The sequence below is a fragment of the Rathayibacter sp. Leaf185 genome, assembly GCF_001423885.1.
Taxonomy (GTDB): domain Bacteria; phylum Actinomycetota; class Actinomycetes; order Actinomycetales; family Microbacteriaceae; genus Rathayibacter.
Genome location: NZ_LMPP01000003.1, coordinates 165,940 through 181,300 on the forward strand (window position 1 = coordinate 165,940; position 15,361 = coordinate 181,300).

Here is a 15,361-nt window from a genome sequence, read left to right on the forward strand (position 1 = left end):
GCATCACGCGAGACCGAGGGCCGGGTCGCTCGCGGACAGGGTGCGCAGCTCCTCCGGGATCGCGGCGAGGTAGCCCTCGAGGTTGCGGCGGGTCTCGGTGACGCTGTCGCCGCCGAACTTCTCGAGGACCGCGTTGGCGAGGACGAGGGCGACCATCGCCTCCGCGACGACGCCCGACGCGGGCACGGCGCAGACATCGGAGCGCTGATGGTGGGCGCCGGCGGCCTCGCCGGTCGCGACGTCGACGGTGCGCAGGGCGTGCGGGACGGTGGCGATCGGCTTCATGCCGGCGCGGACGCGCAGCACGGTGCCGGTGCTCATCCCGCCCTCGGTGCCTCCCGCGCGATCGCTCGAGCGCCCGATGCCGCCGGAGGCCTGGAAGAGCTCGTCGTGCGCCTCCGACCCTCGTCGCGTGGTGGTGAGGAAGCCGTCGCCGACCTCGACGCCCTTGATCGCCTGGATGCCCATCAGGGCCGCGGCGAGCTGCGCGTCGAGCCGGCGGTCCCAGTGCACGTAGGAGCCGAGGCCCGGCGGGAGGTCGTAGGCGAGGACCTCGACGACGCCGCCGAGCGTGTCGCCGTCGTCGTGAGCGCGGTCGACCTCGGCCACCATCAGCGCACTCGTGGCGGCGTCGTGGCAGCGCAGCGGATCGGCGTCGAGCGCGTCGACATCGGCCGGGGTCGGCAGGGCCGAGCCCTCGGGGACGCGGACGGGACCGATGGCCAGGGTGTGGCTGACGAGCGTGATGCCGAGCTCACCGAGGAACCGGCGGGCGACGGCGCCGAGGGCGACGCGGGCGGCCGTCTCGCGGGCCGAGGCGCGCTCGAGCACATTGCGCGACTCCGGGAAGCCGTACTTCTGCATGCCGACCAGATCGGCGTGGCCCGGGCGCGGACGGGTGAGCGCGGCACCGCGGCCCTTGGGCAGCGTCTCGGGATCCCGCGGCTCGGCCGACATCACATCGACCCAGCGCGGCCACTCCGTGTTGCCGATGCGCAGCGCGATGGGGCTGCCCATCGTGGCGCCGTGCCGGATGCCGGAGGAGACCGCCAGCTCGTCCTGCTCGAAGTTCATCCGCGCACCGCGGCCGTAGCCGAGCTTGCGACGGGCGAGATCCGCGCGGATGTCGTCGAGGGAGACGGGGACGCCTGCGGGGAGTCCTTCGAGGACGGCGACGAGTTCGGGACCGTGGGATTCCCCGGCCGTGAGCCAACGGAGCATCCCACGATTCTCGCACATGCGGGCGAGAGCCCTTCGCTCAGGAGGCGGGCTCCCCCGGTACCGCCGCGCGCATCGCCGCGAGCACCGCGCCCTCGCCCGGCAGCGGCACCTCCGGGTCTCCCCCGACGAAGATCCGCACCTGCACGAGCGCCTGGTGCAGCAGCATGCCGAACCCCGAGACGACCGGCGACCCGGCCGCCCTCCAGCGCAGCGCGAGGGCGCTCGGCCACGGCGAGTAGGCCACGTCGAACAGGGTCGAGGAGGCGACGACCGCGTCGGGGACCTCGAGCGCGTCGGCCGCTCCCCCGGGCAGCGTCGAGACGACCAGCGGATGCGGCTCGCCGCGTCCCCACTCGGCGAACGAGCGGATGTCGAGCGCGACCCCCAGAGCCGTCGCGACGGGCTCGAGCGCGGCCGCCTTCTCGGGAGAGCGCAGCGTCACGGTGACCCGCGAGGCGCCCAGCTCGGCGGCGGCGGCGATCGCGGAGGCGGCTGTCGCGCCTCCGCCGAGCACCTCGACCCGCTCGGCCGAGGCGACCCCCGCCTCGGCGAGGGCGCGCACGATACCGGCGACGTCGGTGTTGAAGCCGCGCAGGCGCCGGCCCTCGACGAGCACCGTGTTGACGGCGCCCGTCGCCCGGGCCACCAGATCCTCCTCGGCGAGCATCGGCCGGACGGCGTGCTTCAGGGGCATGGTGAGCGACAGCCCCCGCCAGCGCTCACGCGCGATCACCTCGGCGAGGGTCTCCTCGGTCGCCTCGACGGCCGTGTAGCTCCAGTCCAGCCCGAGCACGCCGTAGGCCGCGGCGTGCAGCGCCGGCGACTTCGAGTGCGCGATCGGCGAGCCGAGCACGGCGAGGAGGGTCGTCACTGGTACTCCGGGTGGTCCCTCATCCAGGCCTGCCACTGCGCGACGGCGGCCTCGTGCTCGGCATCGGTCGTCGAGTAGACGGTCTCGCCGGTCTCGAGGTTCACGGTGACGAAGTACATCCAGGTGCCGTCGGCGGGGTGCAGCACGGCGTCGATGGCGACGTCTCCGGGGTTCGAGATGGGGGCGGGAGGCAGCCCGTCGCGCTGGTAGGTGTTGTAGACGTTGTTCGCGTCGTTGCGCTCGGCGTCGGTCGTCGTGACCCGGTCGGTCGCTCCCGTGCCGTAGGCGACGGTCGCGTCGGACTGCAGGCGCCAGCCCTGGTCGAGGCGGTTCTGGAACACGCGCGCGACCTTCGGGAAGTCCTCGGCGACGCGGGCCTCGCGCTGCACGAGAGAGGCGAAGACGACCGTCCGGTAGCGCTGGTCGACGGGCACACCCGCCGCGTCGAGCGACTGGTACATCCGGTCGACGAGCGTCTGCAGGATGTCGTGCGCCGAGGTGCTCGGATCGATGTCGTACGTCGCCGGGAAGAGGAAGCCCTCGAGGCTGGTCGCCTCGGCGGGGAGGCCGAACGAGCCCCAGTCGGCGGCCGCCGCCTGCAGATCGGCGAGCGGGACGCCCGAGCCGTCGGCGATCAGCGGGAGCGCTGCCGCCAGAGCCGTCCCCTCGGGGATCACGAAGGTGTTGGCGAGCCGGGTCGACTCGGAGTCGAGCAGCGCCGAGAGCGCCGCCTTCGCGCTCATCTCGGCCTTCAGCGAGTACGCCCCGGGCTGGAACACGGGCTCGGGCGTTTGCTCGACCAGCAGCTCGTAGAAGGGCGTGTACGACTTGATCACGCCGTCGGCGACGAGGTTGGTGGCGATGTCACTGCCGGCGTCGCCCTGGTGGATCGTGAAGACGACCTCGCTGGTGCCTGTCCCGGTGTAGTCGGTGGGCTCCGGCTCGGCGAACAGCGCGCGCACGGGCTCGATGAAGATGGTCACCGCGACGGCGACGAGGGCGACGAACACGCCGAAGGCGAGGAGTCCGCCGATCAGCCCGCGGTGATTGCGCTGCCTGCGCTCGCGCTTGCGGCGCTTGGGGGCCTTCGCGGCGTCGGGGTGCGCGGCCGCGACCGTCTCGCCGCGGTCGCGCGGAGCGGGCACGTCGGGCCCCGAGAAGAGCCGGTCGAGCGGATCGTGCGCGGGCGCGCCCTCACTCGAAGCGGCGGGGTGCTCCTGGGGCTGCGGACTCTGCTGATCGGCCTCGGCTGCGCGGGCGGCGCGGCGGCTCGGGGGGACGTCGGTCACGGGTAGGTCGTCCTTCGTTCGGTTCGAGCGCGCTGCCCGCCGGGGAACCGGAGGAGCGCTCGGAATCGATGGCGTGCTGCAGGATCACCACGGCGGCGATCTGGTCGATCACGGTGCGGGAGCCGCGGGTGCTGCGGCCGGAGAGGTGCAGGGCGCCCTGCGCGGTCACGGTCGAGAGGCGCTCGTCGACGAGCCGCACCGGAGCGGAGGGGACGGCCGCGGCCACCCGCACGGCGAAGGAGCGCGCATCGTCGGTCGAGGCGGTCTCGCCGCCCGAGAGGGAGAGCGGCAGGCCGACGACGATCGCGCGGGCCTCGTACTCCTCGGCGATCGCCGCGATCCGGGCGATGTCGGAGTCGTCGGCCGCCCGCGCCACGGTCTCGACCGGCAGCGCGAGCAGTCCGTCGGCGTCGGAGCGTGCGACCCCGATGCGGGAGCGTCCCACATCGATGCCGAGTCTGACGCCGAACCGCTCCATTCAGCTGGTCGCTTCGGTGACGACGGCGTCGAGCGCGGTGCCGATGGCCGACACGTCCGAGCCGCCGCCCTGGGCGAGATCGTCCTTGCCGCCTCCGCCACCGCCGAGGATCCCGGCGGCGCGGCGGGCGAGGACGCCGGCCTTGCGACCGAGATCGCGCGCCGCCTGGTTGGTGGCGACGATGACGGCGGGCTTGCCCGACACGTCGGCCGCGAGGGCGACGACCGCTGCCTCCTGGCCGAGGCGCTCGCGCACGGAGGTGACCAGCGAGCGGAGCTCGTCGGTGGAGCCCGCGGTGCCGATGTTCTCGGCCACGATCGTGACGCCTCCGATGGTGCGGCGGTTCGCCGCGATCGCGGGGACGCGTTCGGCGAGAGCGCGCGCCTCGAAGGCGGCGATCTTCTTCTCGGCGGCCTTGAGGCTCGCGACCAGCTCGGAGATCCGCTCGGGCAGCTGCTCGCGCGGGGTCTTGAGCGAGGAGGAGATCGTGCCGACCAGGGCGCGCTCGGCGGCGAGGTCCTTGAACGCCTCGCGGCCGACGAGCGACTCGACCCGGCGGTTGGTGGATCCGACCGAGGACTCGCTGACCAGGCTGATCAGGCCGACTTCGGCCGAGGTGCCGACGTGAGTGCCCGCGCAGAGCTCGCGCGACCAGGGTCCGCCGATGTCGACGACCCGCACGACGTCGCCGTACTTCTCGCCGAACAGCGCCATCGCGCCGAGCGCCTTCGCCTCGTCGAGCGGGAGCTCGCGGGTGACGACCTCGAGGTTGTCGCGGATCGCGGTGTTGGCGATGTCCTCGATCTCACTGCGGGTCTCGAGCGAGAGCGCCTGGTTCCATGAGAAGTCGAGCCGCAGGTAGCCGGCCTTGTTGTACGAGCCCGACTGGTGCGCCTGCGGGCCGAGCACCTGGCGGAGCGCGGCGTGGATCAGGTGCGTGCCCGAGTGAGCCTGCGTGGCGCCGCGGCGCCAGTCGCGGTCGACGACCGAGGTCGCGGCGTCTCCGACGCCGACCTCGCCGCTCGCGACCTGGACGGTGTGGCTGATGAGCCCCTTGACGGGCTTCTGCACGTCGAGCACCTCGAGGTCGAAGCCGGAGCCGACGATGCGGCCCGCATCCGCCTCCTGACCGCCCGACTCGGCGTAGAGCGAGGTGGCCTCGAGGACGACCTCGGCGATGTCGCCGGCGACGGCCTTCGTGACGACGTGGCCGCCGACGATCAGGCCGACGATGCGCGACTCGGTCTCGAGGACGTCGTACCCGGTGAACAGCGTCTCGCCGCGGGCACGGAAGTCGGCGTACACCGAGAGGTCGGCGAGGGCCGACTTCTTCGACTTGGCGTCGGCCTTCGCGCGGGTGCGCTGGGCGGTCATCAGGGAGTCGAACGCCTCGCGGTCGACGCTCAGCCCCGACTCCTCGGCGATCTCGAGGGTCAGGTCGATCGGGAACCCGAACGTGTCGTGCAGGAGGAACGCGGTATCGCCGGGCAGCGTCGCCGCTTCGGCCTTCCTGGTCTTCAGCACCGCGAGGTCGAGGATCTCGGTGCCGGCCGCGAGGGTGCGCAGGAACGCCTCCTCCTCGCCGAAGGCACTGGTCGACAGGCGCTCGTACTCGTCCTGCACCTCGGGGTACGCGGCGGCCATCGCATCGCGGGACGCCGCGAACAGCTCCGGGAACGTGGCGGTGTCGACTCCGAGCAGGCGCATCGCGCGCACCGTGCGGCGCATGAGGCGGCGGAGGATGTAGCCGCGGCCCTCGTTCGACGGCGTCACGCCGTCGGACAGCAGCATCAGGGAGGAGCGGACGTGGTCGGCGATGACGCGCATCCGGACGTCGTCCTCGTGCACGGCGCCGTAGCGGCGACCCGAGAGCTCGGCCGCACGGTCGAGGACCGGGCGCACCTGGTCGATCTCGTACATGTTCTCGACGCCCTGCTTGAGGAACGCGACGCGCTCCAGGCCCATGCCGGTGTCGATGTTCTTGCGCGGCAGCTCGCCGAGGATGTCGAAGTCGACCTTGCTGGTGCCCTCCCCACGCAGGTACTGCATGAAGACGAGGTTCCAGATCTCGACGTAGCGGTCGTCGTCGGTGGCCGGGCCGCCGTCGATGCCGTAGGCGGGGCCGCGGTCGAAGAAGATCTCGGAGCAGGGGCCGGCCGGGCCGGGCTGGCCGGTGGACCAGTAGTTGGTGTCCTTGTCGAGACGCTGGATGCGCTCGTCGGGCAGGCCCGCGATCTTCTTCCAGAGCGCGATGGCCTCGTCGTCGTCCTTGTAGACGGTGACCCAGAGGTCCTTCTCGTCGAAGCCGAGGCCGCCCTGGCTCTCGAGGCCCGTGAGGAGCTCCCAGGCGTACCCGATCGCCCCCTCCTTGAAGTAGTCGCCGAAGGAGAAGTTGCCGTTCATCTGGAAGAACGTGCCGTGCCTCGGGGTCTTGCCGACCTCTTCGATGTCGTTGGTGCGGATGCACTTCTGCACGCTCGTGGCGCGCGAGTACGGCGCGGGGACGACTCCGGTGAGGTACGGGACGAACGGCACCATGCCGGCGACCGTGAAGAGCAGGCTCGGGTCCTCGCTCACGAGGGAGGCGGAGGGGACCACGGTGTGCCCCCGGCTTCCGAAGAAGTCGAGCCAGCGGGTGCGGATGTCAGCGGTCTGCATGGGTTCCGTTACGGTTCGGTCGGTGAACGACGCGGGTGTCGGGTGGCGGGGTCTCAGCCCTCGCCGATGGCGGCCTTGAGCTCGGCCTCGCGCTGGTGGTAGCCGTCCGAGACGGCCTCGCCGAGCTCCTTCGCCGTGCGGTTCAGGTCCTCGAAGAGCCGGGCACCGGCGGGGGTCCTGGCGACCTGGTGCGCGAGGGCGAAGCCGAGGCCGATCCCGATGACGATCAGGGCGAGGTTCTTCACGGATGTTCCTTCCACGGCGGCGGGGAGCGCGGGCCTTCTCGATTCTAGGGCGCCAGCCCGGAGCTACCTGGAGGAGGACCTGCGGGTGCGCCGGGAGCGCCCGGCGCTGCTCCTGCCGACGGACTCGCCGACCTTGTCGGCGGTGCGACCGGCGACGAGGACCGCCCGGACGCCGGCGGTGAAGCCGGCGAGCTTGATCAGCGGGCCGCCGATGGTGGCGGCGGTGAGGGCGACGAGCGCGTTGACGTTGCCGGTGACCTCGGCGACGTCCTTCGTGATGGTGTCGACGCGGGCGAGCTGCTGATTCGCCTCGCGCAGCGTCGAGGCCGACTCGTCGAGGATCGGGGTCAGGCCGTCGCTGGCCTGCTTGATCGCCTCGCTCGTGCTGTCGAAGACGCGACCGAGCTTCCAGAGGGGGATGGCCGCGATCGCGACCAGGATCGCGAACACGCCCGCAGCGATGAGTCCCGCGATGTCTCCACCGGACACGGTGACCTCCGTTTCGACGCCGCTCGAGTGCGGCACTACAGCCTAGACGCGGGGCGGGCGGAGGCGTTCCACCGCCGAGCCGCCGCCGCGCCGGCGTGCGATCTGCAGGAGGACGTGCGGTCTGCAGGAGTTCAGACTCGGAAAGCCCGTAACGCCGCACGGTGCGGCACGAAGAGGGTGGATCTCCTGCGAACCGCACCGCCTCCCGCCTCTAAGCTCCGGCGCCGCCCGTGCGGTCTGCAGGAGTTCGTACGATCTGCAGGCCTTCGCACTCGGAAAGCTTTTCCCGCCGTGCGAACACGCGCGCGAGCGGTGCATCTCCTGCAGATCGCACCCGTCGACCCGGTGCTTAAACGGGAAAGGCCCCGGCGCGAACCGGGGCCTTTCTCGTACGGGAGTCGACTCAGCGAGCCGCGTAGTACTCGACGACGAACTGCACTTCGCAGGTCACGGGGACCTCGGCGCGCTTCGGGCGGCGCAGGAGCGTGGCCTGGAGCTTGTCGATCTCGACCTCGAGGTAGCCCGGGGTCTTGGGGAGCACGTCGACGTGTCCACCGGCGGCGGCGACCTGGAAGGGGTCGGTGCCCTCGGAGCGCGGCTTGACGTGGATGACCTGACCCGGCTTCACGCGGAAGGAGGGGCGGTCGACCGTCTTGCCGTCCACCATGATGTGGCGGTGGGTGACGAACTGGCGGGCCTGCGCGGTGGTGCGGGCGAATCCGGAGCGAAGGACGAGCGCGTCGAGACGCATCTCGAGCAGCTCGACCAGGTTCTCACCGGTCAGGCCCTGGGTGCGGCGCGCCTCCTGGAAGGCGATGCGCAGCTGCTTCTCGCGGATGCCGTACTGGGCTCGCAGACGCTGCTTCTCACGGAGGCGGACCGCGTAGTCGGAGTCGGCCTTGCGCTTCGAGCGGCCGTGCTCACCGGGAGCGTAGGGACGCTTCTCGAGGTAGCGGGCGGCCTTCGGGGTCAGGGGGATGCCGAGGGCGCGCGAGAGGCGCGTCTTCGAACGGGTACGTGAGGTGGTCGACACTGTGGTCCTTCCAAGGTCTGAGAGGTTCGGTCGCAGCTCTCGGCCGCCTGCTCCGGGAGGAGGGCGGACGCCGTGGTCGTGTCCGCTCGCGGGTGCGTGCGGAAGGGTGACCGCGGTGACGAACTGCGCGATTCAGAGGGATCGCTGCTCCGCTCGGCTACAGAGCGGTGGGCAACCTCGCAAGACTACCACCCCGCATCGGTGGAGTCACCCTCGGTCCGGAGTCACCCTCGGTCCGGCGTCACCCTCGGCCGCGGATGATCCGCAGCAGCTTCGCGAGGCGGGCCGAGACGTCGCGCTCGTTCCCGTGCTCGGTCGGCGCGTAGTAGCGCGCTCCCTGCAGGGAGTCGGGGAGGTACTGCTGCTCGAGCACGCCGAGCTCGGCGTCGTGCGGGTAGCGGTAGCCCTTGCCGTGGCCGAGCCGCTTCGCGCCCGGGTAGTGCGCATCGCGGAGGTGCGCGGGCACCCGGCCCGCCTTGCCCGCCCGCACGTCGGCGATCGCCGCGTCGATGGCCGAGTAGGAGGCGTTCGACTTCGGAGCCGTGGCCAGATGCACCACGGCCTGCGCGAGGGGGATGCGCCCCTCGGGCATCCCGATGAACTGCACCGCGTCGGCGGCGGCGATCGCCACGACGAGGGCCTGCGGGTCGGCCATGCCGATGTCCTCGGACGCCGAGACGATGATGCGGCGGGCGATGAAGCGCGGGTCCTCCCCCGCCTCGATCATCCGCGCCAGGTAGTGGAGCGCCGCGTCGACGTCGGATCCGCGGATCGACTTGATGAAGGCGCTGATGACGTCGTAGTGCTCGTCCCCGTTGCGGTCGTAGCGCAGCAGAGCGCGGTCGACGGCGCGGGCGACCACCTCGGTGGTGATCAGCGGGAGCTCCGGCTCCTCCCGGGCTACGGGCTCGTCGTCCTCCTCGTCGTCGTCGTCCGCATCTGCGCTCCCCGCCTCGGCGCGGGCGATGCGGTCGGCCTCGCGCGCCTCCGACCGGGCCGACGTCGCCGCGGCCTCGAGGGCCGTCAGCGCCCGGCGGGCGTCGCCCGAGGCGAGTCGCACGATGCTCGCGCGCGCCTCGTCGGCGAGCCGCACGGAATCGCGGAGCCCGCGCTCGTCGTGCAGTGCGCGGTCGACGAGGATCCCGAGGTCGTCGTCGCTCAGCGGCTCGAGGGTGAGCAGCAGCGAGCGTGAGAGGAGCGGCGCGATCACCGAGAAGGACGGGTTCTCGGTGGTGGCCGCGATCAGGATGACCCAGCCGTTCTCGACGCCGGGCAGCAGGGCGTCCTGCTGCGCCTTGGTGAAGCGGTGGATCTCGTCGAGGAAGAGGACGGTGGAGGTGCCGTACAGATCACGGGTGGAGAGGGCCTCCTCCATCACCTGCCGGACGTCCTTCACCCCCGCGGTCACGGCGGACAGCTCGACGAAGCGGCGGCCGCTCGAGTGGGCGACGGCCTGCGCGAGCGTCGTCTTGCCCGTGCCGGGCGGCCCCCAGAGGATGACGGAGACCGCTCCCCTCTCGCCCGTCAGGTCGGCCGCCAGGGCGACGAGGGGCGAGCCGGGAGTGAGCAGGTGGCGCTGACCGGCGACCTCGTCGAGGCTGCGCGGGCGCATGCGCACCGCGAGCGGAGTCGCCCCCGAGCGGAGTCCTGCCTGCTGCATGGTCATGCCGACCAGCGTAACGACGGCCTCCGACAGTGGACCGGCGTCGCCCGACTCCTCGGATCCTCGCCGTGTTTTGCCGGTGCCGAGCCGACTCTCGTAGGCTCTACGCCGTTCGCGCTCGCGCGGACCGCCGCGCCGGACTGGGGCGCGATCGGACACGGCGGAGGAACACGTGGCTCAAGGCAAGTCGAACGACCGCGAGGCGCGCACCCGGCTCCGGGCCTACCAGGCCCGCCAGAGCCTCCACCGGACCCGCGCGAAGCGGCGGACGAGGGACAACGTCCTCGCCGCCGTCGCCGGAGTGATCGTGATCGCCCTCGCGGTGGTGGCCCAGCTCCTCTACTTCTCCGGAGGCCCCGGCACCCCGGTGGCGGAGCCGGCCTCCTCCGAGAGCGCGACCCCGACGCCCGCCGCGACCGGCCAGAACACCGGTGAGGTGCCCTCGAGCGACATCGCGGAGGGTCGCGACTGGACCGGCACCATGACCGTGAACACCGACGCGCTCGGCATCACCCTCGCGGGCGCCGCCGCTCCGCAGGCCGTCTCGTCCTTCATCTCCCTCACGCAGTCCGGCTTCTACGACGGCGTCTCGTGCCACCGCCTCACCACTGAGGGCCTGTTCGTGCTGCAGTGCGGCGACCCGAACGGCGACGGCACCGGCGGACCGGGCTACAGCTACGGACCCGTCGAGAACGCCCCCGCCGACGGCGTCTACCCGGCCGGCACCATCGCGATGGCCCGCCAGTCGGGCAACGGCTACAGCCAGGGCAGCCAGTTCTTCATCGTCTACCAGGACACCACGCTGCCGAGCGACGCCGCAGGCGGCTACACCGTGATCGGCGAGGTCACCTCGGGGCTCGACGCGCTCACCGGCGACATCGTCGCGAAGGGGACGGCGGACGGGTCCGGCGACGGCGCTCCGGCCGAGCCCGTGGCGATCACCTCCGTCACGGTCCAGTAGCGACGACCCGGGGCCGAACCCCGGATGCGGGGAGTGCAATAGGCTGATCGTCACTGCCCGTTCGCGGCCGAGCGCGGTGACCGGCCCACCGGCCGTCGCGTCCACTCGGTCGAGGTCCGGGTCGGTGATCGACAGCCCCGCTGTCGACACGCCCAGTATCGGGGCGGCCACCGTCGGAGAGTGCGACAGGGCCGGTCCGATATCGAACAGCACGACATCGAACAGCAAGGTGAGGCTCCGAGCGATGAGTGACCAGCAGCCGTGGGGACGAGTCGGTGACGACGGGACGGTCTACGTCCGCGTCGGCGACGGGGAGCGCGAGGTCGGCCAGTACCCCGACGCTTCTCCCGAGGAGGCGCTCGCCTACTACGAGCGCAAGTACGTCGAGCTGGCCGGGCAGGTCTCCCTGCTCGAGCAGCGCGCCAAGCGGGGGGCTCCAGCCGGAGACGTCGCCCGCGCCGTCCAGTCCCTGACGGCGGCGATCGCGGACGCCCGTGCGGTCGGCGACCTCGAGGCCCTGCAGACGCGCATCGGCGCGCTCGGCGGCTCGGTCGAGGACCTCACCGAGCAGCAGGCGGCCGAGTCCAAGGCCGCCCTGGCGGAGGCGCTCGCCCATCGGGAGGCCATCGTCACCGAGGCCGAGGCCCTCGCCGCCGTCGACCCGGCCAAGACGCAGTGGAAGCAGGCCAGCGCCGCCATCGACGACCTCTTCGCCCGCTGGCAGAACCACCAGCAGCAGGGGCCGCGGCTCCCCAAGAACGAGGCGAACGATCTCTGGCGCCGCTTCCGCGGAGCCCGCACCACCATCGAGCAGAACCGCAAGGCGTTCTTCGCCGACCTCGACTCCTCGCACCGCGAGGCGAAGTCGGCCAAGCAGGCCCTCATCGACCAGGCCGAGGCACTCGTCTCGCGCGGCGCCGACGCCATCCCCGAGTACCGTGCGCTCCTCGAGCAGTGGCGTGTCGCGGGCCGCGCGGGGAAGCGGTTCGACGACGCGCTCTGGGCGCGGTTCAAGGCGGCCGGTGACGCGATCTACGGCGCCAAGGCCGAGGTCGTCGCGCAGGAGAGCGTCGAGTACACCGAGAACCTCGACCTGAAGCTCGCGCTCCTCGAGGAGGCGGAGCCGTTGCTCCAGGAGGAGGACCGCGAGAAGTCCAAGCGCGTCCTCCTCTCCATCCAGGAGCGCTGGGACGCGATCGGAAGGGTTCCTCGCGAGCAGGTCCGCACCATCGAGGACCGCCTCCGCAAGGTCGAGGCCCACGTGCGCAAGCTCGACGAGGATCACTGGAACCGCAGCAACCCCGAGCGCAAGGCGCGCTCGGAGGGTCTCGCCTCGCAGCTGACCGCCGCGATCCAGAAGCTGCAGGACGAGCTCGACGAGGCGAAGGAGCGCGGCGACAGCGCGGCGATCCAGCAGGCCCAGGAGGCGCTCGACGCCCGCAAGGTCTGGCTCGACGCCCTCGGCTGAGTCCCCACCACCTCGAAGCCCGGCGCCGCTCTCTCCACAGATCTGGCGACGACTCACCGGAGGGGAGGCGCCTCGTCCACGCTGAGTGGATGACGCGCCTCCCCTCCGTTCTTCTCCCCGGGTCCGGTCTCCTCCCGGGACACCTCCCCCTCTCCGAGCTCTGCGCCGCCCGACTCGACGGCGAGCTGATCGCGGTGGACGAGGGCTTCCTCGTCGCCGACCTCCCGCTCGGGCCGGCGGAGCGCGGTGCGGCGCTGCTGGCCGTCCTCCCCCGAGGGACCGTGGCCGACCGCTGCTCGGCGGCCTGGGTGCACGGAGCATCGATCGACCCGCCGCGGGTGCACAGCGCCTCGATCGATCGGCGCCACCGACTCCACCCGCCTGTGCTCTCGCGGATCCGCTACCACGAGGTCCGGCTGGCGGACGACGACGTGATGCTCCTCGGCGGCTGCTCCGTGACGACGCCGGAACGGACGCTGGTCGACCTCGCTCGAGCGCGGGGCGCGTGCGATGACTCTCTGCTCCGCGCTCTGGCCGCGGTGGCCGGGATCACGCTCGTCGACCTGCTCGAGCGCCTCCGCCCCGAGGGCGAGCCCGCCATCGCCGGGCGGCGGATCGCCGTCGACAGGCTCACGGCGGCTCTGTCGACGGCGACCCGATGATGTCAGCCGGCGTTGACCCGGTAGACGTCGTAGACCGCGTCGATCCGGCGCACCGCGTTCAGCACGCGGTCGAGGTGGGTCGTGTCGCCCATCTCGAAGACGAAACGGCTGATCGCGAGGCGGTCGCTCGAGGTCGAGACGGTCGCCGAGAGGATGTTGACGTGGTGCTCCGACAGCACGCGGGTGACGTCGCTCAGCAGACCCGATCGGTCCAGCGCCTCGACCTGGATCTGCACCAGGAAGATGCTCTTGGACGACGGCGCCCACTCGACGTCGACGATCCGCTCGGGCTCCTTGAGCAGCTCCTGCACGTTGTGGCAGTTGGCCTGGTGCACCGAGACGCCGGCGCCGCGGGTGACGAAGCCGACGATCTGATCTCCGGGCACGGGCGTGCAGCACTTGGCGAGTTTGACCAGGATGTCGGGGGCGCCCTTGACGAGCACACCCGACTCGCTGCTCCTGCTGCGGGGGCGGGGAGAGCGCGGGAGGGTGACCTCGTTCTCGTCCGACTCCGGATCGCCCTGGATCGAGGCGACGACCTTCTCGAGGACCGACTGGGTCGAGACGTGCCCCTCGCCGACGGCCGCGTAGAGCGCCTCGACGTCGTTGTAGCGCAGCTGACTGGCCACCTCGGTGAAGGTGTCCTGGCTCATCAGCTTCTGCAGCGGCAGGTTCTGCTTGCGCATCGCCCGCGCGATCGAGTCCTTGCCCTGCTCGATGGCCTCGTCGCGGCGCTCCTTGGTGAACCACTGCCGGATCTTGTTGCGCGCTCGGGGACTCTGGACGAAGTTCAGCCAGTCCTGGCTCGGGCCGGAGTCGGGGTTCTTCGAGGTGAAGACCTCGACCACGTCGCCGGTGGTGAGCGAGGACTCCAGGGGCACGAGCCGCCCGTTGACCTTCGCGCCCATCGTGCGGTGGCCCACTTCGGTGTGCACGGCGTAGGCGAAGTCGACCGGAGTCGCGCCGGTCGGCAGGCCGATCACCCGGCCCTTCGGCGTGAAGACGTAGACCTCCTTCGCTCCGATCTCGAAGCGGAGGGAGTCGAGGAACTCGTTCGGGTCGGTCGTCTCGGACTGCCAGTCGGAGAGATGGGCGAGCCAGGCCAGATCGGTGTCGTTCGAGCTGTTGGTGGGCACCTTGCCGGTGGCCATCTGCTCCTTGTACTTCCAGTGCGCCGCGATGCCGAACTCCGCGTGCTGATGCATCTCGTTCGTGCGGATCTGGATCTCGACGGCGCGGCCCTTGGGGCCGACGACGGTCGTGTGCAGCGACTGGTAGAGGTTGAACTTCGGAGTCGCGATGTAGTCCTTGAAGCGCCCGGGCATCGGCGTCCAACGGGCGTGGATCGAGCCGAGCACCGCGTAGCAGTCGCGCACCGAGTTGACGAGCACGCGGATGCCGACCAGGTCGTAGATCTCGTCGAATTCACGCCCTCGCACCACCATCTTCTGGTAGATCGAGTAGTACTGCTTCGGCCGGCCGACGACACGACCGCGGATCTTGCCGGCCCGGAGATCCTCGCCGATCAGGTCGATGACGTTCTGCACGAACTCCTCGCGCTGAGGGGTCCGGACCTTCACCAGGCTCTCGATCTCGTTGTAGATCTTCGGGTAGAGCACGGCGAAGGAGAGGTCCTCGAGCTCCCACTTGATCGCCTGGATGCCGAGGCGATGCGCGAGCGGCGCGTAGATCTCGAGGGTCTCGGTGGCCTTGCGGGCGGCCGATTCCGCGGGGACGAAGCCCCAGGTGCGGGCGTTGTGCAGCCGGTCGGCCAGCTTGATGATCAGTACCCGGATGTCCTTCGACATCGCCACGATCATCTTGCGGACGGTCTCGGCCTGCGCGCTGTCGCCGTACTTGACCTTGTCGAGCTTGGTCACGCCGTCGACGAGCATCGCGACCTCGTCGCCGAAGTCGGCTCGCAGCTCGTCGAGCTTGTAGTCGGTGTCCTCGACGGTGTCGTGCAGCAGTGCCGCCGCGATCGTCTTCGAGCCGATGCCGAGATCGGCGAGGATCTGCGCGACGGCGAGCGGATGCGTGATGTACGGCTCACCGCTGCGGCGCTTCTGACCGGAGTGCGCCCGCTCTGCGACCGAGTAGGCCCGCTCGATCAGGGCGATGTCGCTCTTGGGGTGGTGCATCCGCACCGTGCGCACGAGGGTGTCGACGGCACCCGAGGGCTGCGCGCGCGAGAAGATCCGCGGGACCAGCCTGCGCAGGGCAGCGGTCGAGGACGTGGTCGTGGTATCGCTCACGCGGACATCTCCATCGCCCCATTATCGCGCGCGCAGAACGCGGCGATGACCGCTCCGCCCAGGGCGGA

At 71.3% G+C, this 15,361-nt stretch carries 13 protein-coding genes; 3 read left to right on the plus strand and 10 right to left on the minus strand.

Translation table 11 applies throughout. The features are described from left to right. Nucleotides 1-3: 3 nt before the first annotated feature. The 9 genes from aroC to ASG06_RS13145 all read right to left on the minus strand — a co-directional run bounded on the left by aroC (nt 4) and on the right by ASG06_RS13145 (nt 9,950). Entirely contained in the window at nt 4-1,221 is a 1,218-nt protein-coding gene (aroC, locus tag ASG06_RS13105; RefSeq protein ID WP_056042930.1) for a chorismate synthase, read from the minus strand. A gap of 37 nt (nt 1,222-1,258) precedes the next feature. Further along, nucleotides 1,259-2,092: a shikimate dehydrogenase family protein gene (locus ASG06_RS13110; protein WP_156465980.1), complete on the minus strand. Its 834-nt coding sequence runs from the start codon at nt 2,090-2,092 to the stop codon at nt 1,259-1,261. Continuing rightward, on the minus strand, nt 2,089-3,381 hold the full coding sequence (mltG, locus tag ASG06_RS13115; RefSeq protein ID WP_231727727.1) for an endolytic transglycosylase MltG: 1,293 nt from the start codon (nt 3,379-3,381) through the stop codon (nt 2,089-2,091). Before mltG ends, ASG06_RS13110 begins: the two co-directional genes overlap by 4 nt. Further along, complete coding sequence (gene ruvX / locus ASG06_RS13120; RefSeq protein WP_082499223.1) at nt 3,287-3,859, minus strand: Holliday junction resolvase RuvX; 573 nt, start codon at nt 3,857-3,859, stop codon at nt 3,287-3,289. The genes mltG and ruvX overlap by 95 nt, the downstream gene beginning before the upstream one ends. Next, nucleotides 3,860-6,517 (minus strand): alanine--tRNA ligase, encoded by a 2,658-nt coding sequence (gene alaS, locus ASG06_RS13125; protein ID WP_056042932.1) that lies wholly within the window; start codon nt 6,515-6,517, stop codon nt 3,860-3,862. A gap of 53 nt (nt 6,518-6,570) precedes the next feature. After that, nucleotides 6,571-6,762: a hypothetical protein gene (locus ASG06_RS13130; protein WP_056042934.1), complete on the minus strand. Its 192-nt coding sequence runs from the start codon at nt 6,760-6,762 to the stop codon at nt 6,571-6,573. 63 nt (nt 6,763-6,825) lie between these two features. Beyond that, complete coding sequence (locus ASG06_RS13135; RefSeq protein ID WP_056043515.1) at nt 6,826-7,251, minus strand: DUF948 domain-containing protein; 426 nt, start codon at nt 7,249-7,251, stop codon at nt 6,826-6,828. 403 nt (nt 7,252-7,654) lie between these two features. Continuing rightward, nucleotides 7,655-8,284 carry a 30S ribosomal protein S4 gene (gene rpsD / locus ASG06_RS13140; RefSeq protein WP_056042936.1) on the minus strand — a complete coding sequence of 210 codons (630 nt, stop codon included), beginning with the start codon at nt 8,282-8,284 and terminating at the stop codon, nt 7,655-7,657. A 241-nt stretch (nt 8,285-8,525) separates the two neighbouring features. Next, on the minus strand, nt 8,526-9,950 hold the full coding sequence (locus tag ASG06_RS13145) for a replication-associated recombination protein A (RefSeq protein ID WP_082499224.1): 1,425 nt from the start codon (nt 9,948-9,950) through the stop codon (nt 8,526-8,528). A gap of 169 nt (nt 9,951-10,119) precedes the next feature. On the opposite strand from ASG06_RS13145, the gene ASG06_RS13150 reads away from it, so the two are divergent. The 3 genes from ASG06_RS13150 to ASG06_RS13160 all read left to right on the plus strand — a co-directional run bounded on the left by ASG06_RS13150 (nt 10,120) and on the right by ASG06_RS13160 (nt 13,038). Next, complete coding sequence (locus ASG06_RS13150; RefSeq protein WP_056042938.1) at nt 10,120-10,908, plus strand: peptidylprolyl isomerase; 789 nt, start codon at nt 10,120-10,122, stop codon at nt 10,906-10,908. A gap of 244 nt (nt 10,909-11,152) precedes the next feature. Then, nucleotides 11,153-12,376 (plus strand): DUF349 domain-containing protein, encoded by a 1,224-nt coding sequence (locus ASG06_RS13155; protein ID WP_056042940.1) that lies wholly within the window; start codon nt 11,153-11,155, stop codon nt 12,374-12,376. Nucleotides 12,377-12,465: 89 nt separating this feature from the next. Then, nucleotides 12,466-13,038 carry a type IV toxin-antitoxin system AbiEi family antitoxin gene (locus ASG06_RS13160; RefSeq protein ID WP_056042942.1) on the plus strand — a complete coding sequence of 191 codons (573 nt, stop codon included), beginning with the start codon at nt 12,466-12,468 and terminating at the stop codon, nt 13,036-13,038. Between the two features lie 2 nt (nt 13,039-13,040). Here ASG06_RS13160 and ASG06_RS13165 read toward each other — a convergent pair whose 3' ends face one another. Further along, nucleotides 13,041-15,293, minus strand: a complete 2,253-nt coding sequence (locus ASG06_RS13165) for a RelA/SpoT family protein (RefSeq protein WP_056042944.1) — start codon at nt 15,291-15,293, stop codon at nt 13,041-13,043. Nucleotides 15,294-15,361 lie beyond the last annotated feature (68 nt).

Excerpts from the sequence above, each read along its gene's own strand:
- aroC (WP_056042930.1), bottom strand. The coding sequence starts at position 1,221 with ATGCTCCGTTGGCTCACGGCCGGGGAATCCCACGGTCCCGAACTCGTC.
- ASG06_RS13160 (WP_056042942.1), top strand. The coding sequence starts at position 12,466 with ATGACGCGCCTCCCCTCCGTTCTTCTCCCCGGGTCCGGTCTCCTCCCG.
- ASG06_RS13145 (WP_082499224.1), bottom strand. The coding sequence starts at position 9,950 with ATGACCATGCAGCAGGCAGGACTCCGCTCGGGGGCGACTCCGCTCGCG.
- ASG06_RS13155 (WP_056042940.1), top strand. The coding sequence starts at position 11,153 with ATGAGTGACCAGCAGCCGTGGGGACGAGTCGGTGACGACGGGACGGTC.
- alaS (WP_056042932.1), bottom strand. The coding sequence starts at position 6,517 with ATGCAGACCGCTGACATCCGCACCCGCTGGCTCGACTTCTTCGGAAGC.
- ruvX (WP_082499223.1), bottom strand. The coding sequence starts at position 3,859 with ATGGAGCGGTTCGGCGTCAGACTCGGCATCGATGTGGGACGCTCCCGC.